The 25,456-nt window shown below is 73.1% G+C and carries 28 protein-coding genes; 12 read left to right on the top strand and 16 right to left on the bottom strand.

Going from position 1 to position 25,456, the window contains the following annotated elements; genetic code table 11:
• Positions 1 to 7 precede the first annotated feature (7 nt).
• On the bottom strand, positions 8 to 589 hold the full coding sequence (locus JOD46_RS05265; protein ID WP_204392183.1) for a dihydrofolate reductase family protein: 582 nt from the start codon (positions 587 to 589) through the stop codon (positions 8 to 10).
• A gap of 86 nt (positions 590 to 675) precedes the next feature.
• On the opposite strand from JOD46_RS05265, the gene JOD46_RS05260 reads away from it, so the two are divergent.
• Entirely contained in the window at positions 676 to 1,653 is a 978-nt protein-coding gene (locus tag JOD46_RS05260; RefSeq protein ID WP_204392181.1) for a MarR family transcriptional regulator, read from the top strand.
• A gap of 121 nt (positions 1,654 to 1,774) precedes the next feature.
• Entirely contained in the window at positions 1,775 to 3,205 is a 1,431-nt protein-coding gene (locus JOD46_RS05255) for an APC family permease (protein WP_204392179.1), read from the top strand.
• A gap of 18 nt (positions 3,206 to 3,223) precedes the next feature.
• On the opposite strand, the gene JOD46_RS05250 is transcribed toward JOD46_RS05255, so the two are convergent.
• The 4 genes from JOD46_RS05250 to JOD46_RS05235 all read right to left on the bottom strand — a co-directional run bounded on the left by JOD46_RS05250 (position 3,224) and on the right by JOD46_RS05235 (position 6,352).
• A complete protein-coding gene (locus JOD46_RS05250; RefSeq protein WP_204392177.1) occupies positions 3,224 to 3,700 on the bottom strand; it encodes a DNA alkylation repair protein in 477 nt (158 codons plus the stop codon).
• A gap of 39 nt (positions 3,701 to 3,739) precedes the next feature.
• On the bottom strand, positions 3,740 to 4,483 hold the full coding sequence (locus JOD46_RS05245; RefSeq protein ID WP_204392175.1) for a formylglycine-generating enzyme family protein: 744 nt from the start codon (positions 4,481 to 4,483) through the stop codon (positions 3,740 to 3,742).
• Positions 4,484 to 4,485: 2 nt separating this feature from the next.
• A complete protein-coding gene (locus JOD46_RS05240) occupies positions 4,486 to 5,328 on the bottom strand; it encodes an aldo/keto reductase (protein WP_204392173.1) in 843 nt (280 codons plus the stop codon).
• A 97-nt stretch (positions 5,329 to 5,425) separates the two neighbouring features.
• Entirely contained in the window at positions 5,426 to 6,352 is a 927-nt protein-coding gene (locus JOD46_RS05235; protein WP_204392165.1) for a lytic transglycosylase domain-containing protein, read from the bottom strand.
• A 202-nt stretch (positions 6,353 to 6,554) separates the two neighbouring features.
• On the opposite strand from JOD46_RS05235, the gene JOD46_RS05230 reads away from it, so the two are divergent.
• Together JOD46_RS05230 and JOD46_RS05225 are read left to right on the top strand one after the other, a co-directional pair.
• Positions 6,555 to 7,229 carry a type 1 glutamine amidotransferase domain-containing protein gene (locus tag JOD46_RS05230; RefSeq protein WP_204392163.1) on the top strand — a complete coding sequence of 225 codons (675 nt, stop codon included), beginning with the start codon at positions 6,555 to 6,557 and terminating at the stop codon, positions 7,227 to 7,229.
• A 68-nt stretch (positions 7,230 to 7,297) separates the two neighbouring features.
• A complete protein-coding gene (locus tag JOD46_RS05225) occupies positions 7,298 to 7,591 on the top strand; it encodes a putative quinol monooxygenase (RefSeq protein WP_204392162.1) in 294 nt (97 codons plus the stop codon).
• Positions 7,592 to 7,610: 19 nt separating this feature from the next.
• On the opposite strand, the gene JOD46_RS05220 is transcribed toward JOD46_RS05225, so the two are convergent.
• Complete coding sequence (locus JOD46_RS05220; RefSeq protein ID WP_204392161.1) at positions 7,611 to 8,489, bottom strand: LysR family transcriptional regulator; 879 nt, start codon at positions 8,487 to 8,489, stop codon at positions 7,611 to 7,613.
• Complete coding sequence (locus JOD46_RS05215) at positions 8,489 to 9,064, bottom strand: TetR/AcrR family transcriptional regulator (protein WP_204392160.1); 576 nt, start codon at positions 9,062 to 9,064, stop codon at positions 8,489 to 8,491. Before JOD46_RS05215 ends, JOD46_RS05220 begins: the two co-directional genes overlap by 1 nt.
• A gap of 52 nt (positions 9,065 to 9,116) precedes the next feature.
• On the opposite strand from JOD46_RS05215, the gene JOD46_RS05210 reads away from it, so the two are divergent.
• On the top strand, positions 9,117 to 10,106 hold the full coding sequence (locus JOD46_RS05210) for an SDR family NAD(P)-dependent oxidoreductase (protein ID WP_204392159.1): 990 nt from the start codon (positions 9,117 to 9,119) through the stop codon (positions 10,104 to 10,106).
• Positions 10,103 to 10,456, top strand: coding sequence for a hypothetical protein (locus JOD46_RS05205; RefSeq protein ID WP_204392158.1), 354 nt, complete (start codon positions 10,103 to 10,105; stop codon positions 10,454 to 10,456). The genes JOD46_RS05210 and JOD46_RS05205 overlap by 4 nt, the downstream gene beginning before the upstream one ends.
• Positions 10,457 to 10,484: 28 nt before the next feature.
• Here JOD46_RS05205 and JOD46_RS05200 read toward each other — a convergent pair whose 3' ends face one another.
• From JOD46_RS05200 to JOD46_RS05175, 6 genes are all read right to left on the bottom strand, one after another.
• Positions 10,485 to 11,567, bottom strand: a complete 1,083-nt coding sequence (locus tag JOD46_RS05200) for an ABC transporter ATP-binding protein (RefSeq protein WP_204392156.1) — start codon at positions 11,565 to 11,567, stop codon at positions 10,485 to 10,487.
• The gene (locus JOD46_RS05195; RefSeq protein ID WP_307834917.1) at positions 11,564 to 13,039 is read right to left on the bottom strand and encodes an ABC transporter permease; all 1,476 of its coding nucleotides are present in this window, start codon (positions 13,037 to 13,039) and stop codon (positions 11,564 to 11,566) included. The genes JOD46_RS05200 and JOD46_RS05195 overlap by 4 nt, the downstream gene beginning before the upstream one ends.
• 77 nt (positions 13,040 to 13,116) lie before the next feature.
• Positions 13,117 to 14,154 carry an iron ABC transporter substrate-binding protein gene (locus JOD46_RS05190; RefSeq protein WP_204392154.1) on the bottom strand — a complete coding sequence of 346 codons (1,038 nt, stop codon included), beginning with the start codon at positions 14,152 to 14,154 and terminating at the stop codon, positions 13,117 to 13,119.
• 108 nt (positions 14,155 to 14,262) lie between these two features.
• The gene (locus JOD46_RS05185) at positions 14,263 to 14,862 is read right to left on the bottom strand and encodes a VOC family protein (protein WP_204392152.1); all 600 of its coding nucleotides are present in this window, start codon (positions 14,860 to 14,862) and stop codon (positions 14,263 to 14,265) included.
• 32 nt (positions 14,863 to 14,894) lie between these two features.
• Positions 14,895 to 16,247, bottom strand: a complete 1,353-nt coding sequence (locus tag JOD46_RS05180; protein WP_204392150.1) for a sensor histidine kinase — start codon at positions 16,245 to 16,247, stop codon at positions 14,895 to 14,897.
• Positions 16,248 to 16,450: 203 nt separating this feature from the next.
• On the bottom strand, positions 16,451 to 17,443 hold the full coding sequence (locus JOD46_RS05175; protein WP_204392149.1) for a LysR family transcriptional regulator: 993 nt from the start codon (positions 17,441 to 17,443) through the stop codon (positions 16,451 to 16,453).
• Positions 17,444 to 17,514: 71 nt separating this feature from the next.
• Here JOD46_RS05175 and JOD46_RS05170 point away from each other — a divergent pair, with 71 nt between their 5' ends.
• Both JOD46_RS05170 and JOD46_RS05165 read left to right on the top strand, forming a co-directional pair.
• Entirely contained in the window at positions 17,515 to 19,251 is a 1,737-nt protein-coding gene (locus JOD46_RS05170) for an L-aspartate oxidase (RefSeq protein WP_204392147.1), read from the top strand.
• A 110-nt stretch (positions 19,252 to 19,361) separates the two neighbouring features.
• Positions 19,362 to 19,673 carry a hypothetical protein gene (locus tag JOD46_RS05165; RefSeq protein WP_204392145.1) on the top strand — a complete coding sequence of 104 codons (312 nt, stop codon included), beginning with the start codon at positions 19,362 to 19,364 and terminating at the stop codon, positions 19,671 to 19,673.
• A gap of 32 nt (positions 19,674 to 19,705) precedes the next feature.
• Here JOD46_RS05165 and JOD46_RS05160 read toward each other — a convergent pair whose 3' ends face one another.
• Positions 19,706 to 20,512, bottom strand: a complete 807-nt coding sequence (locus JOD46_RS05160) for a patatin-like phospholipase family protein (protein WP_204392143.1) — start codon at positions 20,510 to 20,512, stop codon at positions 19,706 to 19,708.
• Between the two features lie 81 nt (positions 20,513 to 20,593).
• On the opposite strand from JOD46_RS05160, the gene JOD46_RS05155 reads away from it, so the two are divergent.
• The 4 genes from JOD46_RS05155 (at position 20,594) to JOD46_RS05140 (ending at position 23,556) form a co-directional block, all read left to right on the top strand.
• Positions 20,594 to 21,454: an alpha/beta fold hydrolase gene (locus JOD46_RS05155; RefSeq protein WP_204392141.1), complete on the top strand. Its 861-nt coding sequence runs from the start codon at positions 20,594 to 20,596 to the stop codon at positions 21,452 to 21,454.
• 88 nt (positions 21,455 to 21,542) lie between these two features.
• Entirely contained in the window at positions 21,543 to 22,031 is a 489-nt protein-coding gene (locus JOD46_RS05150) for a MarR family winged helix-turn-helix transcriptional regulator (protein WP_239562592.1), read from the top strand.
• A 74-nt stretch (positions 22,032 to 22,105) separates the two neighbouring features.
• Positions 22,106 to 23,083 carry a zinc-binding dehydrogenase gene (locus tag JOD46_RS05145; RefSeq protein WP_204392139.1) on the top strand — a complete coding sequence of 326 codons (978 nt, stop codon included), beginning with the start codon at positions 22,106 to 22,108 and terminating at the stop codon, positions 23,081 to 23,083.
• Between the two features lie 65 nt (positions 23,084 to 23,148).
• Positions 23,149 to 23,556, top strand: a complete 408-nt coding sequence (locus tag JOD46_RS05140; RefSeq protein ID WP_204392137.1) for a VOC family protein — start codon at positions 23,149 to 23,151, stop codon at positions 23,554 to 23,556.
• Positions 23,557 to 23,567: 11 nt separating this feature from the next.
• Here the strand turns inward: JOD46_RS05140 and JOD46_RS05135 are convergent, their stop codons facing one another.
• Both JOD46_RS05135 and JOD46_RS18880 read right to left on the bottom strand, forming a co-directional pair.
• Complete coding sequence (locus tag JOD46_RS05135; protein ID WP_204392135.1) at positions 23,568 to 24,326, bottom strand: SDR family NAD(P)-dependent oxidoreductase; 759 nt, start codon at positions 24,324 to 24,326, stop codon at positions 23,568 to 23,570.
• The gene (locus JOD46_RS18880) at positions 24,316 to 25,455 is read right to left on the bottom strand and encodes an ATP-NAD kinase family protein (RefSeq protein ID WP_204392133.1); all 1,140 of its coding nucleotides are present in this window, start codon (positions 25,453 to 25,455) and stop codon (positions 24,316 to 24,318) included. The genes JOD46_RS05135 and JOD46_RS18880 overlap by 11 nt, the downstream gene beginning before the upstream one ends.
• Position 25,456 lies beyond the last annotated feature (1 nt).

Here is a 25,456-nt window from a genome sequence, read left to right as displayed (position 1 = left end):
GAGTTCCTCATCCACGCTGCACCCGGTACGCAAGATGGAGCACGCCCTCGCCTCGGATCACCACGTCCGGGTCCTCGAGCTGGAGCGGCTCGTCGAGCGCGCCGAAGAAGCGCTTGCCCGACCCGAACAGCACCGGCGCGACATCCATCGCGACCCGGTCGACGAGCCCGGCCGCCAGCATCTGGGCGCCCACGTCTCCGGCCGCGACGCCGACGTTCCGGCCACCGGCGAGTTCCCTCGCCCGCTGCACGGCCCCTGCCGGGTCGTCGACGAAGAAGTAGGACGCCTCGGGATGCCAGCCATCGGGCTTGGGCCGGTGCGAGACGACCACGACGTGCGGGATCCCCGCGGGCGGGATGCCGTCCCAGCCGTTCATCAGGTCGAAGAGGTGCCGGCCGATGATGAGGCATCCGGTCTCGGCCCAGACCGACTCGAGGTACGCCGCCGACTGGGGTGACACGGTGAACCCCGTCTCGCCCGCCGGGACGTCACCGGCGAAGTACCAGTCGAACAGGTGACCGATGCCATCCGCCTCGTCGGCGATGAACCCGTCGACCGAGACCACGTTGTGCATCACGACCTCGTTCATGATGCGTCTCCCTTCCATGTTCCGTCACCGTTCCACGCTCCCCCGCCGGTCCTCGGATGCGAAATGATTCCGACTATCCTGAATCCATGGGAGCGCAGATCCGTTTCCGATTCGGCCGCGACGACCTCCTGCGCACCCGGTTCGCCATCGCGCCGCTGATCGAGCTCTCCGCGGCGACCTATGTCCTGCGGCTGCCGTCGGAGTTCCCGGAGCACCACCGGTTCGTCGCATCGACCCTGCCCGCCCTGTCGGGGCTCGACCTCGACCTGCTCTACGCGATCAATCCGCTCGGGCGGAGGATGTGGCCGAACTTCAATGCGCCGCCCCCGGTGACGCCGCACCCCGGGATCGACGAGGAACTCGAGCGGATCGCCCGCACTCCCGCCGACGTCGTGGCGGCCGACGTCCGTCGGGCCTTCCCCGAGGGCGTCCCCGTCGACCTGCGGCGATTCGTCGACGCACCCGAAGCGGCCATCGCCGACCTGATCGGGCAGATGCGCTCGTTCTGGGACGCCGCGCTGGCACCGTGGTGGCCGCGGATGACCGGGTTCCTGGAGTCCGAGATCGCCCTGCGCGCACGTCGCCTCGTCGCGGCCGGCGGGACCTCCGCGTTCACCGCCCTCAGCCGCACGGTCTCGTGGGACGGTGAGCTCCTGACCGTCTCCCCCGTCGCGATGGACTCCCGCGAGGTCGACCTCGCCGGCCGCGGGATGATGCTCATCCCGTCCGTCTTCGCGTTCGGCGTCTGGCCGCGCGTCGATGCGCCCTGGCCCCCGGCACTCACGTACCAGCCGTCCGGCGTGGGAGACCTGTGGGACCGGGGCGATGGAGCCGATCGAGCGCTCGGCGAGCTCATCGGCCGGCGCCGTGCCCTGCTGCTCGAGCTCCTCGACCATCCGGCCTCCACTCGGGCACTCGCGGAGCGCACCGGGTGGAGCCCCGGCGGCGTCAGCACCCACCTGGGCGTCCTCCGCCGAACCGGCCTCGTCGCCCGGCGACGCAACGGGCGTGAAGTCGTCTACTCCCGCACCGACATCGGCGACGCCCTGGCCACGCGACGGTGACGGCGTGCGCTTCGACATCGCGGCGCCTCGCGTCGCCGGGGATCGCCACCGTGTCGAGCCATCCGCGCGCCCGGCTGACGTAGTGTCGGCCCGCTCGACAATGGCGACGACAGGATCCACCATGACCACCACCGCACTGACCAGCGCACACCCGACGAAGCTCCGGCGCTCCCTCGGCCTCTGGGCCATCGTCGGCCTCGGCCTCGGCTACATGACGCCCATGACGGTGTTCGACACGTTCGGCTACGTCTCGGAGGAGAGCGGCGGCGTCGTGCCGCTCGCCTATCTCTTCGCGCTCGTCGTGATGCTCTTCACCGCGATCAGCTACGGGCGGATGACGCGCGTCTACCCGTCGGCCGGCTCGGCCTACACCTACGCGTCGGAGACGATCCACCCCAACGCCGGCTTCCTCGTCGGCTGGACCGCACTGCTCGACTACCTGCTCCTGCCGCTCGTGAACGCGCTGCTCGTGCGCCAGTACCTCGAGTCGTTCTTCCCGGCGGTGCCCGGCTGGATCTGGGTCGTCGGCTACGTCGCGCTCATCACGCTGCTGAACCTCTGGAGCATCTCGTCGACGTCGCGCGTGAACGGCACGCTCGTCGTCTTCCAGGTCGTGCTCATGGCGGTCTTCGTGCTGCTCGCGTTCGGTGCGCTGCAGCAGGGCGCGGGCAACGGCACTGCGTTCAGCATCGAGCCGCTCTACCACGCCAACGTGCAGATCGCGACGGTCATCAGCGCCGCGACCATCGTGTGCTTCTCCTTCATCGGCTTCGACGCCATCACCATGTACACGGAGGAGGCGAAGGACGCGCACACCGTGCCGAAGGCGATCGTGCTCTCGCTCGTGATCGGCGGCGTGATCTTCTTCACCGCGGCGTGGTTCGCGCAGTCGCTCTTCCCGGTGACCGAGGGCTTCACCGAGGGCACGGCGCTGCCCGAGATCGCGTATTCCGTCGGCGGCATGCTCTTCCAGATCTTCTTCGTCTCGGCGGCGATCGCCGCGGCCGCGGCGTCGAGCCTCGCCTCGCACGCGAGCGTCTCGCGCATGATCTACGTGATGGGCCGCAACGGCGACGGCCCGCTCGCGCGCCGACTCTCGTACGTGCACCCGAAGTTCCGCACCCCGGCCGTCGCCGTCGTGCTCGTCGGCGTCGTGTCGCTCGGCGCGGCCGTGGCCGACCTCGACTTCGTCTTCTCGATGATCAACTTCGGCGCGCTGATCGCCTTCACGGTCGTGAACCTCGCGGTGATCCTGCACTTCGCGGTCCGCCGTCGCGAGGTGAAGACCGCGTGGCAGGTCGTGCGCAACGTCGTGCTGCCGGCCATCGGCGTGGTGCTCACCGTGGTGCTCTGGCTCAATGTGAGCGCCCAGGCGATGACCTACGGCCTCATCTGGCTCGGCATCGGGTTCGTGGCCCTCCTCGTGATGACGCGGTTCTTCCGCCGCCGCCTGCGCATGTCGCTCCAGGAGGACGAGGTCATCGCCGAGGGCGACGAGGGCGCTGACGCCCTGCTCGAGGAGGACCGGGAGCGACTGGCCGCGGGCGAGTAGCCCTGCGGGCGCGGCACCTCACAGCAGGGACGCCGCGCGCCGCAGGAGTGCGTCGGGCTCGGCGGACCACCGGTCGGTGATCCGCCGCGCCCGCACCGCGTCGGCGCCCTCGAGGCGGTCGAGCAGGGGGCGCACGACGTCGAGCGCGAGCGGATCGACGAGTTCGGGCACGCGCGCGCCCCGGAGGAAGCCCTCGAGCCGCGTGAGGTCGCGGCCGACGAGCATCCCGACGTGCCGTTGCAGCAGGACGATCGCCGCGAGCCGCCGCTCGAACACGGGCTCCGACCACAGTTCGGCGGCGAGCGCCGTGACCTCGTCGTGGGTCGGGCCCGGATGGCGCCGGCCGGCGTCGCGCACGGTCCCGCGGATCGCGCCCACCGAGGCGCCGTAGAACCGCAGGCCGCCGCCGATCCGCTCGGCGTCGTCCGCGGCGCGGAACTCGGAGCCCTCGGCGCGGAGCGTGCGGTCGATGAAGTCGGCGGCGGGCGTCGGCACTCCTCGATTCTCCGCCACCGCCGTCGGCCGGGAGACCGCTCAGCGCCGCGGCGTCCAGCCGGGCGGCAGCGGACCGGGGACGTCGGCGCGTTCGAGGTCGGCCTGCGCCGACCATCCCTGCGCGGCATCCGTCGCATCGAAGCCGCCGCGCGCGACCCGGAACCCGACGTCCTCGTGATGCATGCGCGGCGCCCCGCCGCGCCGGGTCGAGGCGCGCACGCTCCACGCGTCATCCGCGAAGCCGCCCCCGCGGAACACGCGGTAGTCGTCGTATCGGGCGGGGTCGAGCAGGTCCCAGCACCACTCCCAGACGTTGCCGAGCGTGTCGAACAGGCCGTTGAGGTTCGGCAGCCTGCCGCCGACGGGCTGCGGGGTGCGCACGCCGTCGGCGCTCGTCCAGGCGATCTCGGCGAGCGGCCCGTAGTGGGGGCCGGTCGACCCCGCGCGGCACGCGAACTCCCATTCGGCCTCGGTCGGCAGGCGGTACCCGTCGTCGTCGACGTGCCAGGTGACGTCCTCGCCGTCGAAGGTGTACGCCGGGTCGAGCCCCTCCCATTCCGAGGCGGCGTTGCAGAAGCGGATGGCGCGCAGCCAGCTCACCTCGGTCGCCGGGCGTCGCGGGTGGGTCGCCGTCTCCCCCAGCAGCTCGCCGAGCTGCGCCTGCGTCACCGGGTACACGCCGATCTCGAACGGCTCGAGCTCGACGCTCCAGCGCACCTTCCGGCGGGCGTCGTGGAGCGTGACCGTCCCACCCTCGATGCGGGCCAGTTCGAGGTCGTCCATCCCTACAGCCCGACGCCGCGCGAACGGAGGTCGTCGGCGAACGCCCGGCGCAGGTCGTCGTCGACCTCGAGGTCGGCGGCGGCGATCGAGTCGAGCACCGATTCGACGCGGGTCGAGCCGATGACGGGCCAGGCCCCGGGCATCGCGTCGAGCATGGCGGCGAGCGCGGCCCGATGCACCGAGACGCCGCGGGCCCGCGCCAGCGCGGCGACGCGCGGCACGTGGGTCGCGAGCGGGTCGGCCTTGGGGCCGCCGAACGGCGCGTACGCGAGGAAGGGGATGCCGGCGTCGACGCAGTACCGGTACTCGGTGGCGCGGTCGATCCCGAGCGCGAAGCGGTTCTCCACGGCGTCGAGCTCGTTGATCGCACGGGCCTGGTCGAGCTGCTCGATCGTCGCGTTCGAGAGGCCGATCGCCTCGACCACGCCCTCGTCGCGGAGCGCGGCGAGCTCGCGCACCGGGGCGTCGAGGTCGTCGACGCGGTCGGCGCGGTGCAGCAGCAGGAGCGAGGGCGGGGCGCCCAGCACCTCGCGACTGCGCAGCGCGTCGGCGCGCACGCGCTCGGCGCTCGCGTCGGAATCCCACGCCTTCCGGCCGAGGCGGAAGTGGCCGGCCTTCGTGATGATCGGGATGCCGGGCGACTGCTCCCGCGCCGCCTGCGCGATCCGCTCCCCCGCCGCGTCGTCGTCGACTGTGGCGTACGCTCGCGCGGTGTCGATCGCGAGCACGCCGGCATCGACGGCGGCGTGCACGACGTCGAGCGCGTGGTCGATCGTCGCGTTCTCCTTGAGCACGAGCGAGGCGATGCCGAGCACGACGCCCGGGCCGGGCAGCTCGAACGACATCAGCGTGCGCTCCGGATGCCGCGGCGCGACCGGCGCGATGTCGTCCCCATGCTCCGAGGGTAGAGGGCGATTCCCCGCCGTGTCGCCCCCGGCGCGCTCAGCCGAGCGATGCCGCGTACTCGTTCGCGACGCGAGCCACCTCGTCGACGTAGTCGTCGTCGTGGTTGTACGAGAACACGGCCGCGCGCCATCCTTCGGCGCTCGTCATCGGACCCGACGCGCACAGGTAGAGCGCCGTGGCGTGCGCGGCATCGTCGATCTGGTTGGGGTCGGCGACGCCGTCGCCGTTGGCGTCGATGCCCCATCGCTCCCACGTCGAGGGGATGAACTGCATCGGCCCGACCGCGCGATCCCAGGTGGTGTCGCCGTCGAGCGCCCCGTCGTCGGTGTCGCTGATCGCCGCGAAGCCGTCGCCGTCGAGCGCCGGGCCGAGGATGGCGGGCGTCGCGACGCCGTTCGCATCGAGCGCCGAGCCGCCGTGGGAGCCGTGCCCGGACTCGATCGCGCCGATCGCGGCGATCGTGGTCCAGTCGATGCCGCACTCGGGCTCGGCCTGGGCGATCGAGACGTGCGCGAGCGCGTACGCCGAGAGCGCACGTGCGGGGATGCCCGTCGCCGCGGCGGTCCGCGAGAGCCAGTCCTCCTCGACCTCGGGCTGCGGCTGGGCCTCCGGCTCGGGCGGCGGTGCGGGTTCCACGAGCGGCGCGACCTCCGATCCGGTCACTGCGGTGGGATCCTCCGTCGCCGCGGCGCCGCCCGTCGTGTCGGCTCCGTCGGCGGCGGACGTGCTGACCGGCGGCAGCCCGACCCCCTGCCCTCGCGCCGACGCCGCGGCGGCGGCGAAGCCGCCGGGCTTCACGGCGACCCCGACCGCGGTGACGGCGAAGATCGCCCCGATGATCAGGCCCACGACCGCGGCGACGAGCCCGACGTAGCCGGCGACCTGGAGCGCGATCTGCCGCCCCGACGCTCGCCCGGTCCGGCGACGCAGCGGGTCGCCGTACGAGTCGTCATCCCAGGTCATCGTCTGTGGCTCCATTCGGGCGTCGGCCCGTCGATCCAGCCTAACCGCGTCGCCCATACCGCGCTCCCGGCGCGGCCAGACGTCCCGCGCTGCGGCGATCGGATTCCCGATGGCCGGGATCGCGGTGCTGGTTGCGCCGCGACCACGCGCCATCCGTACGGTCGAATCGATCATCGGACGAGAAGCGACTGAGGAGGATTCGATGACCGAGAAGCGCGTGCTGCTGGTGCTGACCAGCAACGACGACCTGGGCGGCATCCGGAAGACCGGGTACTACGTCGGCGAGGCCGCGCATCCGTGGAGGGAGTTCACGGAGGCGGGGTTCCGGGTCGACGTCGCGTCGATCGCCGGCGGCGTGCCGCCGCAGGACGGCCGCGACGAATCCGACGAGGTCCAGAACGCGTTCTTCGCCGATCCGTCGATCGCCGCGCAGCTCGCCGACACCCCGAAGCTCGCCGACGTCGACGCGTCGGCCTACGACGCGGTGCTGTTCGTGGGCGGCCACGGCACCATGTGGGACTTCCCGGGCGACCCCGCCGTCGATGCGGTCGGCCGCACCGTGTACGAGCGCGGCGGCGTGGTCTCGGCCGTGTGCCATGGTCCGTCCGCCCTCGTCGGCATCACGCTCGCCGACGGCACCCCGCTCGTGTCCGGCAAGCGCGTCGCGGCGTTCACGAACGCCGAGGAGGCGGCGGTCGAGCTGACCGACGTCGTGCCGTTCCTGCTCGCCGACGCGCTCGAGGCCAAGGGCGCGACCCACGTGCCCGGCGCGGACTTCACCGAGCAGGTCGTCGTCGACGAGCGCCTGGTCACCGGGCAGAACCCGCAGTCCGCCACCCGAGTCGGCCGCGAGATCGTCGCGCTGCTCTCGGCCTGACCCGGCCCCGGCCCCGCCGCGACCCGCCGGGTCGCGGCGGGCCGATCCGCACACCACGAGGAGGACCCATGACCTACGTCTGCACCGTCCGCTGGGTCGCACGTGACGGCGAGGCCGCCACGGTGCGCGAGCTGCTCCGCGAGCTGGTCGCCGCGAGCCGCGCCGAGCCCGGCAACCTGTCGTACCGGGCCGCGGAGTCGATCGACGCCCCCGGCACGTTCCGGCTCTTCGAGGCCTACGTCGACGAGGCCTCGTTCCAGGCGCACGCGGCATCCGAGCACTTCGCCCGGCTGGCACTGCACGGCGCCGTGCCGCTGCTCGCGCACCGCGAGCGCGAGTTCGGCATCGCGATCGAACCGTGACGGATGCCGCGGGGCGGGCTCAGTCGCGCAGCATCGCCTGGAGCCGCTCGGCGACGGCCTCCGCCGCGGGAGCCGCCCCGGGGCGCGAGCGTCGCCGGGCGAGGTAGAGCGTGTTGATCGGCGGCTCGGCGGGCCGCACCGGATCGACGAGCCGGCCCGCCTGCAGGTAGGGGTCGGCGAGGTAGGTCGGCAGCACGGTCATGCCGACGCCGCCGGCGGCGAGCTCGGCCAGCACGCGGAGGTCGGGCACCGTCGCCAGGACCCGCAGCGCCGAGGGTCGCCGGTCGAACACCGAGCGCCAGTAGCGGCGGATGATGGGCAGCTGCTCGCCGTACGCGACGACCGGCACCGCGTCGGGGTCGGCGCGGAACGCGTCGACGAGCGCGGGCGGGACGGCGAGCACGAACTGCTCGTCGACGAGCGGCGCGAACTCGACGCCGCGGATCCGCGGCTGCACGGTGCTCAGCACGAGGTCGAGCTCCGAGGCCTCGAGCGCGGACAGCAGGTCGGAGGTCTCGCCGAACCGCACGCGAACGTCGAGGTCTGGACCCGCCCACTCGGCCAACCTCGGCAGCACCGTGGTGGACAGGAACTCGGCGGGCCCGCCGAGGAAGACCGTGTGCTCGGACGCCGTGCGCCCGGTCGCGTCGGCGACGGCGTCGACCGCGGCGTCCACGGGGCCGCCCACCCTGGCGAGCAGCGCGCGACCGCGGGTGGTGAGCGTGACGCCACGGGAGGAGCGGTCGAAGACCCGGTACCCGAGGTCGCGTTCGAGCGCCTGCAACTGCGCGGACACCGTGGACTGGGTCAGGCCCAGCTCGTCGGCGCCGCCGGTCACCGATCCGACGCGCGCGACGGCGACGAAGGCGGCGAGGGCGTCGAGCGAGACGGAGCGCATCAGCCTGGCACCGGTCGGCTCATGGCGCCGGCGACCCGCGGGAAACGGCGCTCGACGTGGGCTCGGAGCGAGGTGCCGTCGTCGACCTCGAGCCATTCGTGAAGCGCGCCGGTGAAGAGGGCGAAGCCGATCGCGGCGAGGATCTCGGCATCCTCGCGCTCGAACCCGCGCTCGCGCAGCGCGTCGGCGGCGACACGCTGCCAGCGGGCCTGCTTCGCGAGTTCGCGCCCGGCCAGTCCGACATCCTGCTCGATGATGCGCTGGCGCAGCTGCAGCCGGGGCCGGTCGGGCTCGAACCGGTCGGCGAGCTCGCCGAGCGCGGCCCGCATCATCGCGCCGGCGTCGGCGGCGTCGCGCGGGCGGCCGATCGACGAGACGAGCTCGGGCAGCAGTTCGTCGTCATCGGCGAAGAGCACCTCGTCCTTGTCGCGGAAGTGGCGGAAGAAGGTGCGCGAGGTCGCGCCGGCCCTGGTCGCGATCTGCTCGACGGTCGTGCCCGAGTAGCCCTGTTCGACGAACAGCCCGAACGCGGCGTCGACGAGTCGCGTGCGGGTGTGCTCGGGCCAGCGTGGCATGCACGAATCCTACCCTTGTGTCACATTGTGACATCAGCGTAGTCGTGCCGCTATGACACACTCTGACATCACTTCCCCCACCGTCCTCCTCACCGGCCCCACGAGCGGCATCGGCGCCGGCATGCTCGGCCACCTGGTGCGACATCCGTCGCGCCCGACGCTCGTGCTGATCGGCCGTGATCGCGAGCGGCTGGATGCCGCGGCACGACGTGCCCGCGACGCCGGCCTGGTCGCGCACCCGCTGCGCGCCGACCTCGCCGACCTCACCGACGTCTCCCGCGCGCTCGACGACGTGGGCGACCTCGTGCGCTCCGGGCGGGTCGGCCGGCTCGACGCGGCGATCCTCAACGCGGGCGCCCAGTTCACCGATCGGCGTCGCCGCGGCGCGCAGGGATGGGAGCTCGCCTTCACGGTGAACGTCATCGCGCAGCACCTCCTGCTGCGCGGCATCCGGCCCCTGCTCGCCGACCACGGTCACGCGGTGCTGCTCGGCTCGTCGACGCACCGCGGCCGGCGAGCGTCGTTCAACCTCGTGCCCGATCCGGTCTGGCAGCCGCCCGCCGCACTCGCGACGCCGATGCCGGAACCCACCGGTGGGGAGCGGTTCCGCGACGAGCGGGAGCACGGCGGAACCGCCTACGCCACGAGCAAGCTCGCGCTCGTGACCCTCTCCCATCCGTGGGCACGTCGGCTCGCCGACGACGGCCACCGACTCAACACCTACGACCCCGGCCTCGTCGCGGGCACGGGACTCGGGCGCGACATGCCCGGCTACATGTACTGGGTGTGGCGCTGGATGATGCCCGCGATGAGCGTGCTGCCCGGCGCGACCACGCCCGGGCGCACGAGCCGGCACGCCGTCGAGCTCGCACTCGGCGATGCGCACCCCGGGCTGCACGGCGGCTACGTGGAGATCGGGCGCGTGACGCAGGCCGCACCGAGCACGCGACTCGAGACGCGCCAGGCCGAGCTGTGGTCGTGGCTCGAGCAGGCGACGGCGCCCTACCTCCCGGCGTGGCTTCGCGACGGGGCCGCGGCGTGATCGTCGTCTCCCTGACGCTCAACGTGCTCGTGCCCGTGCTCGCGTCGATGCGCAGGGAGCGCGGCTGGGTCGTCGCGGCGTACGGCGATCGAACCCCTGCGCGCGACATCCTGTTCGCGATCTACGCGGCCATCCTCCTCGCCAGCGTCGCGCTGCTCGCCGGGTGGCTGATCGGCGCCGATCGCGCGTTCGTCGAGTCGGCCGCGATCGGCCTGCTCGGGATCCAGGTCGTCTACAAGGTGGGCACGGCGATCACCGTCGAGGACGCACGGCGGAACCCCGTCGTGCTCAGCAACCTCGGCATCGCCGTGGTGCACGGCGCGACGATCGTGACGCTGCTCGCGCCTTGACCTGCGACCGCGTGGGCGGGCGCGGACGTCAGTCGACGGGCGTCGCGCGCACCGGCGGCTGGTCGGGCTCCGGGTAGAGCACCACGCCGCCGTCGACGGCGACGCGCACGGGGCATCCCGGCACGAACCGGGCCGCCTCGTGCAGCGGCACGCGGTGGCTCACCTCGACGGGGAACTCCGTGGCGCCGAGCCGCAGCTTCAGTTCGGCCGACGCGCCCGTACGGCGCACGTCGACCACGGTCGCGTTGCCCTCGGAGTCGGCCGGCTCGAGGCGGAGCTGCTCGGGGCGGAGCATGGCGCACACGCGCTCGGCACCGCCGCTGCGGTCGTGGCGCACCGCGAGGCATCCGAATGCGCAGTCGGCGAGCGCGGCACCCGCCGACTTCGCGGGAACGACGACCACGTCGCCCAGGAACTCGGCGACCCCCGCATCGACGGGTGCGTCGAACACCGCGGCCGGGTCGCCGGCCTGCACGAGGCGGCCACCCGCGAGCACGCCGACCTGCTGCCCGAACGAGAGGGCCTCCTCCTGGTCGTGCGTGACGAGCACGGCCGTGACGCCGCTTCGCTCGAGGACCTCGATGACCGCACGGCGGGTCTGGGCGCGCAGGCCCGTGTCGAGCGCGCTGAACGGCTCGTCGAGCAGGATCACCTTCGGCCGCAGGGCGAGGGCGCGCGCGAGCGCGACGCGCTGCTGCTGTCCGCCGGAGAGCTCGTGCGGCATGCGGTCGGCGAGCGCCGGATCGAGCGAGGCGAGCTCCATGAGCTCGGCGACGCGCGCGGGCCTCCGCTCGGCGCGCGGCAGCCCGAAGGCGATATTGCGGGCCACCGAGAGGTGCGGGAACAGCGCGCCGTCCTGCGCGACATAGCCGATGCCGCGGCGGTGCGCGGGCACGGAGGTCGCGGGGCCCGCGAGCTCGCGACCGTCGAGCGAGATCGTGCCCGAGTCGGGTCGCTCGAAGCCCGCGACCAGGCGGAGCAGCGTGCTCTTGCCGCTGCCCGATGAGCCCACGAGGGCGAGCCGGGTGCCGTCGGGCACCTCGAGGCTCACGTCGCGCAGCACCTCCGTGCTGCCGAACGACTTCGAGACGCCGCTGAGGCGAAGGGTCATCGGAGGCTCCGTCCGGTGGCGTTGGCGAACATGAGGGCGACCGCGGGCACCGAGAGCAGCACGAGCAGCACGGCGTACGGCGCGGCGGCCGGGTAGTCGAGGGAGGATGCCGCGGTCCAGAAGCTCGTCGCGACGGTCCGGGTGCCGGTGGGCGCGAGCAGCAGGGTCGCGGTGAGCTCGTTGGCGGCGCCGAGCGCCACGAGCGCGCCGCCCGCCGCGACCGACGGCATCAGCAGGGGCGCGGTCACCCGCAGGCGCGCGGCCCACGGCGGCACGCTGAGGGAGCGCGCGGCCTCCTCGAGCGACTCGGGCACCTGCGCGAGCCCGGCGCGCAGGGGCACCAGCGCACGCGGCAGGAAGATGATCACGTACGCGACGATGACCGTGAACGCCGTCTGGTAGAGCGCGGGCGCCAAGGCGAGCGTGGTCGCGACGAGCGCGAGCGCGACGATGATCGCCGGCAGGCTGCTTGCGAGGTAGGCCGACCCCTCGAGCAGTCGCGAGATGCGGCTCGGGTAGCGGACCGCGAGCCAGGCGAATGGCAGGGCGACGAGGATCGCGCACACCGCGCCGCCGATCGACAGCCCGAGCGTCTGGACGGTCGCCGGCGCGAGCCCGCCGAGGTCGGTCGCGTCGGCGCGGAACAGCCAGCGCACGACGCTCGCGAGCGGGACGACGATCGAGGCCGTGACGAGGGCGATCGCCCCGACGGTCGTCAGCACCCGGAGCCGGCCGAGCTCGAGACGCGCCGGCGGGTGCGGCGTGCCGCTGCCGATGCGGGCGTAGCGCGCGCGACCCCGCGCGAGCGACTCGAGGCCGAGCAGGACCAGGCAGAGCACCGCGAGCACGAGGCCGAGGGCCGCCGCGTTCGGCCCCGCGAAGGTGGCCTGGTAGGCGGTGACGATCGCGGTCGTGAACGTGTCGAAGCGCAGGAACGCGAACGCGCCGTACTCGGCGAGCAGGTGCAGGCCGACGACGAGCGCGCCGCCGAGGATCGCCAGGCGCAGCTGCGGCAGCACGACGCGGGCGAAGACGGCCCACGACCCCATGCCGAGCGCCCGTGCGGACTCCTCGAGCGCTGGATCCAGCCCGCGGATCGCCGCGAGCGCGGGCAGGTACGCGAGCGGGAAGTACGCGAGCACCGACACGAGTACGCCGCCCCAGAGTCCGCTGATCGAAGGGATGGCGCTCGCCCAGCCGTAGCTCGCGACGAACGCGGGGATCGCGAGCGGCGCCGCGAACGCGACCGCGAACGTGCGGCGGCCGGGCAGCGCGGTGCGCTCGACGAGCCACGCGCCGCCCACGCCGAGCACGACGGTCGCGGGCACGCCGATCACGACGAGCAGCACGGTGTTGACGAGCAGTTCGCCGACCTTCGGCCGGAAGACGAGCGCCGAGAGCTCGGCCCATCCCATCGCGACCGCGGCCTGCACGACGTACCCGATCGGCACGAGTGCGCCGACGGCGAGCACCGCGACGAGTGCGACCAGTCCCGCCGGCGGTCGACGCCCGTGCGTCTCGACCGCCGGTGAACGGGTCGCGGTGGTGGTCAGAGCAGTCCGGCTTCCGTCATGAGCTGGATGACCTCGGGTCCGTTGAGGGTCGACGGGTCGATGACCGGCGCGTCGAGGCTGTCGAGCGGCGGGAGCTCGGCCTTCGCGGGCACGCCCGAGCCGACGGGGTACTCGAAGCTGTAGCCCTCGCCGAGGATCTTCTGGCCCTGCTCGCCCGCGATGAACGCGAGGAACTGCTGGGCCTCGTCGGGGTGCGGCGCGTTCTCCAGCACGCCGCCGCCCGACACGCTCACGAACGCGCCCGGGTCCTGGTTGCCGAAGTAGTGCAGCTTCGTGTTGCCGCTGTCCTCGGCCGCCGCATCCTGGTCGCGGTACCAGTAGTAGTGGTAGATGACGCCGACCGGGACCTCGCCGGCGTTGACGGCCTTCATCGTCACGATGTTGTTGCGGTAGTCGGTGGCGTTCTCGGCCATGCCCTCGAGCCAGTCGCGCGTGGCCTCCTCGCCCTGCGTGGCGAGCACGGCCGACACGATCGCCTGGAAGTCGGCCTTCGCCGGGGCGGCGCCCCAGCGGCCCTTCCACTCGGGCTTCGCGAGGTCCATGAGCGACGCGGGCAGGTCGTCTTCGGAGATGAGGTCGGGGTTGTAGACGAGCACGGTCGAGCGCGCGGCGATGCCGGTCCACTCGCCCGACGCCGGACGGTACTGCTCGGGCACGAGCGCGAGCGTCGTCTCGTCGACGGGCGCGAGCAGGCCGGCCTGCTCGACGAGCGACATCGCCGGCGAGTTCTCGGTGAGGAACACGTCGGCCTTCGACGCCGCACCCTCCTGCACGAGCTGGTTGCCGAGCTCGCTGTCGTCGCCGTTGCGGAGCACGACGTCGATGCCGGTCTCCTCGGTGAACGCGTCGGCCCACTCCTGGGTGAGCTCCTCGTGCTGCGCGTTGTAGACGACGAGCGCGTCGGGGTCGGCCGCGGGCTCGCCGGATCCGCCAGCGGCGCAGCCGGCGAGCAGGAGGGCCGAGGCGGCAACGGCGGCGGGCAGGAACAGCGCGCGGCGCAGGCGTGAACTCATCGAAGACGGGACCTTCCAGTCCGAGCGGGGAGGTAAGGCTATCCTAAAGCACTTCGGATGCCGCGCACGCCGCGTGACCGTGCAGGCGAACGAGCGCCCCGGGCCGGCTCACCGCGGCAGCGGGTTCGGGCCCGTCGCCGTGACGATCCGCTGCGGGACCCAGCCCTCGACGTGGTGGATGCCGTCGAACGTGCCGCCCTGCAGCTCGATCACCTCGCGCAACGAGCGGCGGTGGAACTTCACGTGCGTGAAGTCCTCGAACAGGATGTAGTACGGCTCGTTCCACTCGTTCTGGAACTGCTGGCCCGTGAGCACCGCGCGGTGGGTGCGGGAGAACGCGTCGACCTCCTCGCCGACGACCACCCCGAAGTGCTCCATGCCCATCTTGTAGACGCGCTGATGGACGGGCGGGATGAGCTCGATGAGCGGGATGCGCTTGCCGTCCAGGACCTCGAGCGGCTCGGCGAGCAGGATCATCGACATCGGCCGCCCGTTCCAGACGCCCTCGGCATTGGCGGTGGCGTGGCGTTCGAGCAGGGTCCGCACGTGCACGTACTGGTCCCATTCCGGAAGTCGGAACGCGAGGTGGCCGAGCTCGTACGGCGCGATGTCGATGCCCCGGGCGAGCAGCCGGTCGCGCTGCTGCTCGGTGAACGCGCGGTAGTCGCCGAGGATGTCGCCGACCGGATCGGCCGTCGCCGTGGTCATGTGCCCAGTATGGAGCGCCGTGGCGCGAGCGGCTACCACGTGACCGTGACGATCGTCCCCTCTCCCGGCGTCGAGTCGATGCGCAGCGTGCCGGGGAGGTCCTTCGCCCGCGTGCGCATGCTCACGAGCCCGTAGCCGCCGGCCCCGCCGCTGGCGTGCACCGCGAAGCCCGCGCCGTCGTCCTCGATCGTGAGGCGCTGCGTGTCGCCGAGCTGCGAGAGGCGCACGCAGATGGTGCGCGCACCCCCGTGCCGGACCGCGTTGACCACCGCCTCGCGCACGATCCGCATGAGGGCGTGCCGCTGGTCGGCGTCCGCGATGATCGAGTCGTCGACATCCACCTGGAAGTCGACGTCGTACCGTTCGGCGAGCTCGCGCGCCGCGCGGTGCAGCACGAACCCGAGCGGCTCGTCGTCGAGGCTGCCGAGGGAATTCACCGCGGCCCGCGCCTCGTCGAGCGCGCGCACCGCGGCATCCGTGATCTCGCCCTTCGTCGGGGTGTCCTCCGGCAGCATCGACGACGCCACCCGGATGTAGGTGAGCTCCTGGAGCAGTCCGTCGTGCAGCTCGCGGGCCAGGCGGCGGCGGTCTTCGATCACCGCCACGTGGGCCTGCGCGCCCCAGTAGACCCGGAGCTCGCGCAGGCCGCCGACGAGCAGCAGGGCGTAGCCCGCGGTGCGCAGGAGGTCGCCCGTGTAGAGCCAATCGGTGTAGAGCGTCGGATAGAGGAGGTAGTTCACTCGCGCGAAGCCCGCGACGGCGCTGGCCGGCGCGAGCCATCGCAGCAGTTCGTCGTTGCTGCGTGCGGCCTGCCTCGTCACGATCAGCGACGCGATCAGGAAGCAGGCGGCCGACAGGGCGAGACCGGCCAGCAGCAGCGGGTGGCCGGCGAAGCTCCGATCGAAGACCTCGGCGGCCCGGTCGGGCGGCACGGCGACGGGCAGCGAGTCGTCCAGAGCCCAGAGCACGGCGCCGACGACGAGGATCAGCAGCACCGGCGCGGCGACGGACCAGTACCGCAGCCGGCCCGGTCCCGGCCGATCGCCGACGAGCGCGGCGACGAGGATGAGCACCGCGCCGATCACGCGGAGCGCGAGCGGGAGCCACACATTGAGCCGGCCGTCCCGGATCCCCATGACCTCCTCGATCACGGTGGTGACGACCAGCCCGGCGAGGCCGAAGATCACGAGCGCGACGCAGAGGAGCCAGTCCTGCAGCCGGTGGCGCCGGGCGAAGCGATTGTGCAGCAGGTAGGCCACGAGCAGCGCGATGCACATGTCGACGGCGTCGAGCGCGAGATGCAGCGAGGGATTGGCGTGGGCGAGCTCGGTCGCCGGGCTCGCGATCACCGACAGCGTGACGAGGATGCACGCGACCCAGGTCACCGCGGTGAGCGCAGGCCATGACCTCGGGGAGCGACGTGGGGCCGGGGCAGCACCGGACGACGGGTCGGCGCGGTCGGCGCGGCCGGCACGCGCGGCACCGGAGGCGCGCGACGGCTGCGGCGCGGACGTCTCGACGTCGTCTGCCACGAACGCACCCCCCGGTTCGCTCGGCCGCGGCGTCGCGGCCGCGGTTCAGGCCGAGTCTACTGCCGAGCCTCGGGCCGGGCGTCGCGGTGCTCGCGCCTCCCGCCGTCCGGTGCCGCCGCCGGCGCGAGCCGCATGGTCTCCCCCGCGCGCGCGGCGAACGCCGTGGCGGTCGCGGCGATGGTGCGCTGCATGACCTCGACCGCGCCGGTCGGCGCGACATCCGCCGGTCTCGCGAGGCTGATGGTGCGGGTGAGCGTCGGCGTCTCGAGCCGCACCGAACGCAGGCCCGGGCGGTCGATGAGGACCATCGCCGGCACGATCGCGACGCCGAGCCCGCGCTCGACGAAGCGCAGCACCGCGTCCATCTCGGCGCCCTCGAGCACGGCCTGCGGGGTCAGGCCGGCGGCGCGGAACGCGGCATCCGTCGCGGCCCGCAGGTCGTAGGTCGAGCTGAAGACGATCTGCGGCAGGCGCGCGACCTCGGCGAGCCCGAGGCTGTCGCTCCCGGCGACCGGCGGCGCGGCCGCGGATGACACGACCACGAGCTCCTCGACGAGCAGCGGCGTCACGGTGAACCGCGCGGCGGTCGCGGCATCCGTCGTGGTGACGAGCGCGAGGTCGAGCTCGCCGCCCGCGAGTTCGTCGAGGAGTCGCCGCGAGCCCTGTTCGGAGAGGTGCAGCTCGATGCCCGGATGGTCGGCGTGGAACGCGCTCAGCACCTCGGCGACGAGGCTGATGCAGAGGGTCGGCGTCGCGCCGAGCCGCACCCGGCCGCGTTCGAGTCCGGCGAGCTCGGCGAGTTCGCGCCGGACGGATTCGGCGTCGGCGAGCATGCGGCGCGCGAGCGGCAGGAGCGACTCCCCGGCGACGGTCAGCGTGCTGCCACCGCGAGCCCGGTGGAAGAGCTCGGCGCCGAGGTCGTGCTCGAGCGCGGCGATCTGACGGCTCAAGGAGGGCTGGGCGAGGTAGAGCTCCTCGGCGGCGCGCGTGAAGTTGCCGAACCGCGCCACCTCGACGAAGGACCGCAGCTGCTCGAGGTTCACATCCATAGCGTACGCGCATCGCCTCTACGTTGAAGATGCATTGGACGCATTCGAACCGCAAACCTACCGTGGAGCGCATGAGTACTGCAGAGCGCCAGATCTCCACCACCGTCCTCGTGATCGGCACGGGCGGCTCAGGCCTGCGCGCCGCGATCGAGCTCGCCGAAGCGGGCGTCGACGTGCTCGCACTCGGCAAGCGCGCGAAGTCCGACGCGCACACTTCCCTCGCGGCCGGCGGCATCAACGCCGCGCTCGCGACCATGGACCCCGACGACAGCTGGCAGCAGCACGCGGCCGACACGCTGAAGGAGAGCTACCTGCTCGCCAACCCGCACACGGTCGAGATCGTGACGAAGAACGCGGCCCGCGGCATCCAGGACCTCGAGCGCTACGGCATGCCGTTCGCCCGCGAGGAGGACGGCCGCATCTCGCAGCGCTTCTTCGGCGCGCACACCTACCGCCGCACCGCGTTCGCGGGCGACTACACGGGCCTCGAGATCCAGCGCACGCTCGTCAACCGGGCCGCGCAGCTCGGCGTGCCGATTCTCGACACGGTCTACGTCACGCGCCTCCTCGTCAACGACGACGGCGCCGTCTTCGGCGCGTACGGCTTCGACCTCGAGGACGGCACGCGCTACCTGATCCACGCCGACGCGGTGATCCTCGCCGCCGGCGGGCACAACCGCATCTGGCGTCGCACCTCCTCGCGGCGCGACGAGAACACGGGCGACTCGTGGCGGCTCGCCGTCGAGGCGGGCGGGCGCGTGCGCGACCCCGAGCTCGTGCAGTTCCACCCGTCGGGCATCCTCGAGCCCGAGAACGCGGCCGGCACCCTCATCAGCGAGGCGGCCCGCGGCGAGGGCGGCATCCTCACGAACGGCCTCGGCGAGCGCTTCATGGCGAAGTACGACCCCGAGCGCATGGAGCTCTCGACGCGCGACCGCGTCGCCCTCGCGGCCTACACCGAGATCAAGGAGGGCCGCGGCACCCCCAACGGCGGTGTCTGGCTGGATGTCTCGCACCTGCCCCGGGAGACGATCATGCAGCGCCTCCCCCGCGTGTACCAGACCATGCTCGAGCTCCAGATGCTCGACATCACGAAGGAGCCGATCGAGATCGCGCCGACCGCGCACTACTCGATGGGCGGAGTCTGGGTGCGCCCCGACGACCACGGCACGGATGTGCCGGGGCTGTACGCGATCGGCGAGGCCTCCTCGGGCCTGCACGGCGCGAACCGGCTCGGCGGCAACTCGCTCATCGAGCTGCTCGTCTTCGGGCGCATCGTGGGGCAGGCCGCAGCGGACTACTCGGCGGGCCTCGCCGCCCAGACGCGATCGGCGTCGGCGGTGCAGGCGGCGCGCGCCGAGATCGACGACCTGCTGGCGGCCGACGGCCCCGAGAACGTGCGCGCCCTGCAGCGCGCCATCCGGAACACCATGACCGAGCACGCCGGCGTCGTGCGCGACGAACAGGGCCTCCTGACGGGCCTCGCCGAGCTCGACGCGATCGAGGAGCGCATGCGGAATGTGGGCGTGCACCCCGACCTCGCCGGCTACCAGGACCTCGCGCACGCGTTCGACCTGAAGTCGGCCGCGCTCGCGGCGCGCGCCACCCTCGAGGCCGCGCTCGAACGGCGCGAGACCCGCGGATGCCACAACCGCTCCGACTTCCCCGAGACGGATGCTGCGCTCCAGGTCAACCTCGTCTGGTCACCCTCGACGGGCGTCACGCGCGAGGCCATCCCGCCGATCCCCGAGGAGATCACGGCGCTCATGGACCGCGAGGTGTCGACGGCGGGCAAGCTGCTCGAGTAGTCCGGCGGACGCGCGCACGCCACCCTGTCCCCGATTCGGAGGACTCGCCCCCTTTCGCCCGCCTCGCTAGCGTGTGTGACAGGAGCCCGCGATCGCGAGATTGGGGAAGCATGCACCGCCGGGGAAACGGGAATGCGCCGCACGACGTGCAGCCGCCGACGTCCCGGCGGCCCGACGAAGACCAGCATTGCGGCGCCCGTGACTCGGCCGGCGCTCGCGCCGCCGAGATCGATGAACTCTCCCGGCGCGCGTTGACGGCCGAGCAGAACCTGCTCGCGTACGTCGACGAGCTCGAGGCCGAGGTTCGGCGATTGCGCCGACGGCTCGACCGCAGCGCGCGTGTGCGAAGCGGCGGGTGGCTCGGCCTGTTCTGGCGCGAGCGCCCCCGCGGGGCCTGGAGCCCCGCAGGGTCGGACCAGTAGGGCGCGACTGCGGCTGCGGCCCGGCGGCGGCCTCAGGGGGCGCGTCCCACGTCGCGCCAGGCCGCGCCGTCCAACGCCGCCGTCGCCGCGCGCCGTCCCTCCTCGATGAGGCGCAGCACGTCGGTCGTCCGCCATTGGGCCATCCGCTCCATCTCCGGCTGGATGAGCACAACGGAGGGATCGCGCACGAGCTCGGCCGTGCGCGTCGCCGTGCGCATCATGCGGACGCTCTCCCACTTCGCGTGCAGCCGCACGACGATGACCCGGTCGGCTCCGAGCGCGCGGGCAGCGGCGAACGGGACGTTGTCGACGATGCCGCCGTCGGCGAGCAGCGCGCCGCGGTGCGGCACCGGCGGAAGCAGCCCGGGAACGGCGATGGTCGCGCGGAGAGCGCGGCTCAGCGGTCCTTCGTCGATGACGACGGCGCGACGGGTGCGAAGGTCCGTCGCCACCGCGGCGAAACGGCGCGGCAGGTCCTCGATCAACGGGTCGCTGCCGAGCGCACGGCGCACCTCCTGCTCGAGCACGCCGGAGTCCAGCAGTCCCCATCTCGGGCGCCTCGACCAGGTGGCGATGCTCCGCCACCGGAACTCGCGTGTCGCCCGCTCGATCGTCTCGGGATCGAGTCCGGCGGCGTACGCGGCGGCGACGAGCGCACCGGAACTGGTGCCGGTGGCGATCTCGGGTCGGAGCCCGCGCTCGGCCAGGACCTGGAGCACCCCGACGTGCGCGGCGCCGAACACTCCCCCTCCGCCGAGCGTCAGTCCGAGCGAGCGGTCGTCGCTCGCCCGGCCACCACTCTCATCGGGCGACGGCCTCGTGCCCGCGGACGACGCCATGCTGACCCCCTCGCCGGTGCCAGCGAAGCACGGCCGCTCGAGTCGAGCGCGGGGCGAAGGTCCCGCCCATATGCTTTCCCGGTGCCTTCCTTCGACCGTCCGGAACCGGCCCTGCCCGTCACCGGCGTGACCCCGTCCGGCATCGCATTCGATCATGCCGCCGCATCCGGCGTTCCCGTCGTGCTCATCCACGCGGGCATCGCCGATCGGCGCATGTGGGATCCGCAGTGGGCGCAGCTCACGACGACGCGCTCGGCCGTGCGGCTCGACCTGCGCGGCTTCGGCGAGTCGACGGCCGAGCCGGATGGCGCGTGGTCGCACGTCACCGACGTGCTCGAGACGCTGCGGCGCCTCGGCATCGACCGCTGCCACCTCGTGGGTGCGTCGTTCGGATCGGGCGTCGCCGTCGAGGTCGCGCTCAGCGCGCCCGAGCTCGTCGAGTCGCTGCTCCTGTGCCCGCCCGGCGGCAGCCTGCTCGCCGAGCTGACCCCCGACCTGCGGGCCTTCTTCGACGCCGAGCGCGACGCCCTCGCGCGCGACGATCTCGACGCGGCGGTCGAGGCGAACGTCGACGCCTGGGTGGTCGGGCCGCGGCGAGACGCGAGCGAGGTCGACCCCGACGTCGTCGCGGCGGTGCGGGTGATGCAGCGCCGCGCGTTCGACATCGCGGCATCGTGGCAGTCCGACGCCGATCCCGACGAGCTCGATCCGCCTGCGCTCGAGCGTCTGCCCGGGATCGCCGCTCGCACGCTGGTGATCGTCGGCGGCCACGACCTCGAGACGACGGATGACGCGGCGTCGCGTGTCGTCGACGGCATCGCCGGCGCGCGGCGCATCGACTGGCCGGATGTCGCGCACCTCCCGTCGCTCGAGCGACCTCAGGCGTTCCTCGACGTCCTGCTCGACTGGACCGCGCCCCCGGCCGCGCGCCGCACCGCCTGAGCGGTCGATCGAGCGGCGATTCGGGCGTCGAACGCGATCGTCAGGGCATTGAGTTGTGCACAATTCAATCGTGTGCAATGATTTTGCCATGGCCGTGACCGACGAGATGGTGTGCTTCTCGCTGTACGCCGCCTCGCGGGCGACGACGCAGCTCTACCGCACCCTGCTCGAGCGGTGGGGCCTCACCTATCCGCAGTACCTCGTGCTCGTCGCCCTGTGGCGCGAGGGCGAGCAGACGGTCACCTCGCTCGGCGACCTGCTGCAGCTCGACTCAGGCACGCTGTCGCCGCTGCTGCGCCGCATGGAGCAGTCCGGGCTCGTCACACGGGCCCGCAGCGCACAGGACGAGCGCGTGGTCACGCTCGCCCTCGGCGAGCGCGGCACCGCCCTCCGCGGTGAACTCGCGCACCTGCCCTCGCGCATCGCCGAGGCGGCCGGCGTGCGCGACGCCGATGCGGAGTCGCTGATCCGCACGCTGCAGGAGATCACGTCGTCGATGCACGCGGCAGCGGCATCCGCCCACGAACCGCGCAGCGGCTCCGCGGCCCGGGCGTCGGCGTCACCCGGCGCACGGTAGCGCTCCGCGGCGCGCCCGGCCCCCGCGCCGGCGCCCGCACGTCCCATCGAACCCCAGACGAAAGGAACCGCCTCATGCGCGCCCTCACCCACTCCGCCTTCGGCGACCCGGCCTCGGTGCTCGAGGTCGGCGACCGCCCGCTGCCCGAGCCGGGCCCCGGCCAGGTGCGCGTGCGCACCCTGCTCGCGACGATCCACAACCACGACCTGCTGACCGTGAGCGGCGACTACGGCTTCACGCCCGAGCTGCCCGCGCCGGCGGGCACCGAGGCGGTCGGCATCGTCGACGCGCTCGGCGCCGAGGTGGCGAACCTCGCAGTCGGCCAGCGCGTCGTCAGCGGCGGCACCTTCGGCGTGTGGGCCGAGTACTTCGTCGCCGACGCCGCCGGGCTCATCCCGGTGCCCGACGGCGTGCCCGACGAGGCGGCCGCGCAGCTCGTCGCCATGCCGTTCAGCGCCGTCAGCCTCATGCACTCGCTCGACCTCGAGGCGGGCGACTGGCTCGTGCAGAACGCGGCGAACGGCGCCGTCGGCCGCATGGTCGCGCAGATCGGCGCGGCCCGCGGCATCAACGTCGTCGGGCTCGTCCGCCGAGCCGAGGGCGTCGACGAGCTCCGCGAGGCGGGCATCGCGAACATCGTCGCGACCGACGACGACGGATGGCGCGACGAGGTCGCCGCCATCACCGGCGGGGCCCCGATCGTCGCCGGCGTCGACTCGGTGGGCGGCACGTCCGCGGGCGAGGTGCTCTCGCTCCTCGCCGAGAACGGCACGCTCGTCGTGTTCGGCGCGATGGCGTCGCCGGTGATGCAGCTCGCCTCATCCGACGTCATCTTCAAGCAGCTGACGGTGAAGGGCTTCTGGGGCAGCCGCGTCAGCCGCGACATGGATGGCGCCACGCGCGCGATGCTCTTCGGGCAGCTCATGCAGCACATCCGATCGGGCGAGCTCACCCTGCCGGTCGCGGGCGTCTACTCGTTCGACGAGATCGGCGACGCGGTGGCCGCGAGTCGCACCCCGGGTCGCGCAGGCAAGGTGCTGCTGCGGCCGTAGTTCCGCCGCGGGACGTGCTGTGGACCGCGCGCGGCCCGCCCCCGCTCCGCCCGTACGATGAGCGGATGTCGCTCTTCGATCACCTGGGACTCTCCGTCGACGACCTGCCCCGCGCCATCGCGCAGTTCGACCCGGTCATGCAGGCGCTCGGCTGCACCCGGCAGGACGCCGACAACGGCGTGTCCTGGTACAAGGGCCAGGAGGAGCTGATCCTCTTCCCCGCCCGCGAACCCGGCAGCGGCCCGCACCGGCACGGCCGTGTCGGATGGCAGCACCTTGCGTTCGCCGTCGACTCGCGCGACGAGGTCGACCGCCTGCACGCGATCGCGCTCGCTGCGGGCTGGACGGCGGTCAGCGGGCCGAAGCCGTTCCCGCGCTTCAACGACCGGTACTACGCGTCGTTCGTCGAGGACGACAACGGCATCCGCTTCGAGTTCATGTACAACCCGCCGCGGGATGCCGCTGCCGCCTGAGCGCGCGGACGCTAGGCGATCCCGCCGCCGTCGACGACGAGCGCCGAGCCCGTGACGTAGCTCGACTCGTCGCTCGCGAGCCAGACCACGGCCGCGGCGATCTCGCGCGGGTCCCCCATCCGCCGCAGCGGCCGGTCGGCGGCCTCGGCGAGGAAGGCGGCGGTGTCCTCGCCGAGCTGCTGGGCCTCGTCGCGGAGCATGCCGGTGTTCACGTCGCCGGGGTTCACCGAGTTCACGCGGATGCCCTGCGGGCCGTGGTCGATCGCGAGCGCACGCGTCATGTTGACGACCGCGCCCTTGGAGGCGCAGTACGAGATCGCTCGACCTCCGCCCTTCAGGCCCCATCCGGAACCGGTGTTGACGATCGAGCCGCCGCCCGCGGCGGCCATGATCGGCACGACGTGCTTGCACATGAGGAAGATGGAGCGCACGTTCACGCCGAACACGCGGTCCCACTCCTCGGCCGTGGTCTCGACGGCGGTCGTTCGGCGGATGATGCCGGCGTTGTTGAAGACGACGTCCACGCCGCCGAACTCGGCCACCGTGGTCGCGACGACGCGTTCGATGTCGGCCCCGCTCGACACGTCGGCCTGGATGGCGATCGCCCGGAAGCCCGCGTCGCGGATCTCGGCGGCGACCGCGGCGGCGGCCTCGCCGTCCAGGTCGACGACCGCGACCTCGGCTCCCTCCGCCGCGAGGGCCATGGCGGTGGCGCGGCCGATGCCGCCCGCCCCGCCGGTGACGATGGCCTTCTTCTGCTCAAGCCGCATGGTCTGCCGCTCCTTCGTTCTCTGGTGCATGGACTGGGTAGATGCTGATGGTGGATGGGCCGGTGACCACGCGCACGAAGCCGGCGAGCCGGGCATCGACGCTGGCGTCGCCGGTGTCGACGAGGAGCGGGCGCCCCTCGAGGTCGATCAGTTTCTGCTCGGGGGCGACCACCAGCAGCGGGTCGTCGCCGAGCGCCTCGACGACGCGCGCCGAGAGCTGCTGGTTGCCGCGGCCGAGCAGGAAGCCCTGGCCGCCGATGATGGAGACGACCGCCTGCGCCGGCCCGCGGCCGATCTCGTCGAGCAACTCCTGCTCGGACGCGCCGGCGACGAGGACCCGGCCGTCGAGCACGACGTCGACGCCGAGCGGGGTCGCCTCGACGCCGAGTTCTCGGGCGACGTCGGCCATCGTGCCGCCCGGCCCGAGCAGGTACCGCACGCCGGGCCGCATCCGAGCGACCGCCCCGCGCGCGGCGAGGCGCACGGCCGCACGCTCGTCGGCCGGCGTCGCGGCCTTGCGCGCCTGCGTGCGCCCCGCCCGGTAGGGCACCCGGACGGTCGCGTACAGCCGCGGCTCGACTCGGGCCCGCCGCAACTGCGCCTCGTCGACATCGAGCACCTCGCGTTCGACCGTCGGGAGGCCGCGTTCGTCGAGCCAGGCGGCGGCGAGCGCGCCGGCCGCGCTCGGGCCGATCGCGAACACCGGGGAGTACATCTTGACCCCGGCGGGGATACCGAGCGCGACCGCCGTCGGCGGCAGGCCGGCCGCGACATCCCGTGCCGTGCCGTCGCCGCCGGCGAACAGCAGCAGCTCGACGCCCACGTCGGCCAGAGCGCGGGCGGCCGCCGTGGTGTCCGACGGCGAGGTGGGGGTGCGCGGGTGCCAGACGACGATGGGCTCGAGCCCGGCGGCGCGGACCGCGTCCGCGCCCATGGGGCCGGCTGCGGTCACGATCCGCTCATCGGGCCGGGCGGATGCCACGACGGCGAGCGCGGTGGCGGCGCGCTCGGCCGCCCGCGGCCGCGCGCCCCGTTCACCGGCGCGGCGCTGCACGTCGGTCCCGTCGCTTCCGGCGAGGCCGGCCGGGCCGCCGATGCCCGCGACGGGGTTCACGATGAGCCCGATCACG

It is taken from the genome of Agromyces aurantiacus (assembly GCF_016907355.1).
GTDB lineage: Bacteria > Actinomycetota > Actinomycetes > Actinomycetales > Microbacteriaceae > Agromyces > Agromyces aurantiacus.
Note: the sequence above shows the minus strand (reverse complement) of the source record. Positions and strands in the feature narration are given on the sequence as shown.

What these genes read in the sequence shown, in the direction of transcription:
- JOD46_RS05145 (WP_204392139.1), top strand. Translation starts at nt 22,106, where the DNA reads ATGCGCGCCCTCACCCACTCCGCCTTCGGCGACCCGGCCTCGGTGCTC.
- JOD46_RS05240 (WP_204392173.1), bottom strand. Translation starts at nt 5,328, where the DNA reads ATGTCGTTCGAGCTGCCCGGCCCGGGCGTCGTGCTCGGCATCGCCTCG.
- JOD46_RS05150 (WP_239562592.1), top strand. Translation starts at nt 21,543, where the DNA reads ATGGCCGTGACCGACGAGATGGTGTGCTTCTCGCTGTACGCCGCCTCG.
- JOD46_RS05260 (WP_204392181.1), top strand. Translation starts at nt 676, where the DNA reads ATGGGAGCGCAGATCCGTTTCCGATTCGGCCGCGACGACCTCCTGCGC.
- JOD46_RS05230 (WP_204392163.1), top strand. Translation starts at nt 6,555, where the DNA reads ATGACCGAGAAGCGCGTGCTGCTGGTGCTGACCAGCAACGACGACCTG.
- JOD46_RS05160 (WP_204392143.1), bottom strand. Translation starts at nt 20,512, where the DNA reads ATGGCGTCGTCCGCGGGCACGAGGCCGTCGCCCGATGAGAGTGGTGGC.
- JOD46_RS05210 (WP_204392159.1), top strand. Translation starts at nt 9,117, where the DNA reads ATGACACACTCTGACATCACTTCCCCCACCGTCCTCCTCACCGGCCCC.
- JOD46_RS05265 (WP_204392183.1), bottom strand. Translation starts at nt 589, where the DNA reads ATGAACGAGGTCGTGATGCACAACGTGGTCTCGGTCGACGGGTTCATC.
- JOD46_RS05175 (WP_204392149.1), bottom strand. Translation starts at nt 17,443, where the DNA reads ATGGATGTGAACCTCGAGCAGCTGCGGTCCTTCGTCGAGGTGGCGCGG.
- JOD46_RS05135 (WP_204392135.1), bottom strand. Translation starts at nt 24,326, where the DNA reads ATGCGGCTTGAGCAGAAGAAGGCCATCGTCACCGGCGGGGCGGGCGGC.
- JOD46_RS05225 (WP_204392162.1), top strand. Translation starts at nt 7,298, where the DNA reads ATGACCTACGTCTGCACCGTCCGCTGGGTCGCACGTGACGGCGAGGCC.
- JOD46_RS05185 (WP_204392152.1), bottom strand. Translation starts at nt 14,862, where the DNA reads ATGACCACGGCGACGGCCGATCCGGTCGGCGACATCCTCGGCGACTAC.
- JOD46_RS05220 (WP_204392161.1), bottom strand. Translation starts at nt 8,489, where the DNA reads ATGCGCTCCGTCTCGCTCGACGCCCTCGCCGCCTTCGTCGCCGTCGCG.
- JOD46_RS05190 (WP_204392154.1), bottom strand. Translation starts at nt 14,154, where the DNA reads ATGAGTTCACGCCTGCGCCGCGCGCTGTTCCTGCCCGCCGCCGTTGCC.
- JOD46_RS05140 (WP_204392137.1), top strand. Translation starts at nt 23,149, where the DNA reads ATGTCGCTCTTCGATCACCTGGGACTCTCCGTCGACGACCTGCCCCGC.
- JOD46_RS05215 (WP_204392160.1), bottom strand. Translation starts at nt 9,064, where the DNA reads ATGCCACGCTGGCCCGAGCACACCCGCACGCGACTCGTCGACGCCGCG.
- JOD46_RS05165 (WP_204392145.1), top strand. Translation starts at nt 19,362, where the DNA reads ATGCACCGCCGGGGAAACGGGAATGCGCCGCACGACGTGCAGCCGCCG.
- JOD46_RS05255 (WP_204392179.1), top strand. Translation starts at nt 1,775, where the DNA reads ATGACCACCACCGCACTGACCAGCGCACACCCGACGAAGCTCCGGCGC.
- JOD46_RS05235 (WP_204392165.1), bottom strand. Translation starts at nt 6,352, where the DNA reads ATGACCTGGGATGACGACTCGTACGGCGACCCGCTGCGTCGCCGGACC.
- JOD46_RS05200 (WP_204392156.1), bottom strand. Translation starts at nt 11,567, where the DNA reads ATGACCCTTCGCCTCAGCGGCGTCTCGAAGTCGTTCGGCAGCACGGAG.
- JOD46_RS05170 (WP_204392147.1), top strand. Translation starts at nt 17,515, where the DNA reads ATGAGTACTGCAGAGCGCCAGATCTCCACCACCGTCCTCGTGATCGGC.
- JOD46_RS05245 (WP_204392175.1), bottom strand. Translation starts at nt 4,483, where the DNA reads ATGGACGACCTCGAACTGGCCCGCATCGAGGGTGGGACGGTCACGCTC.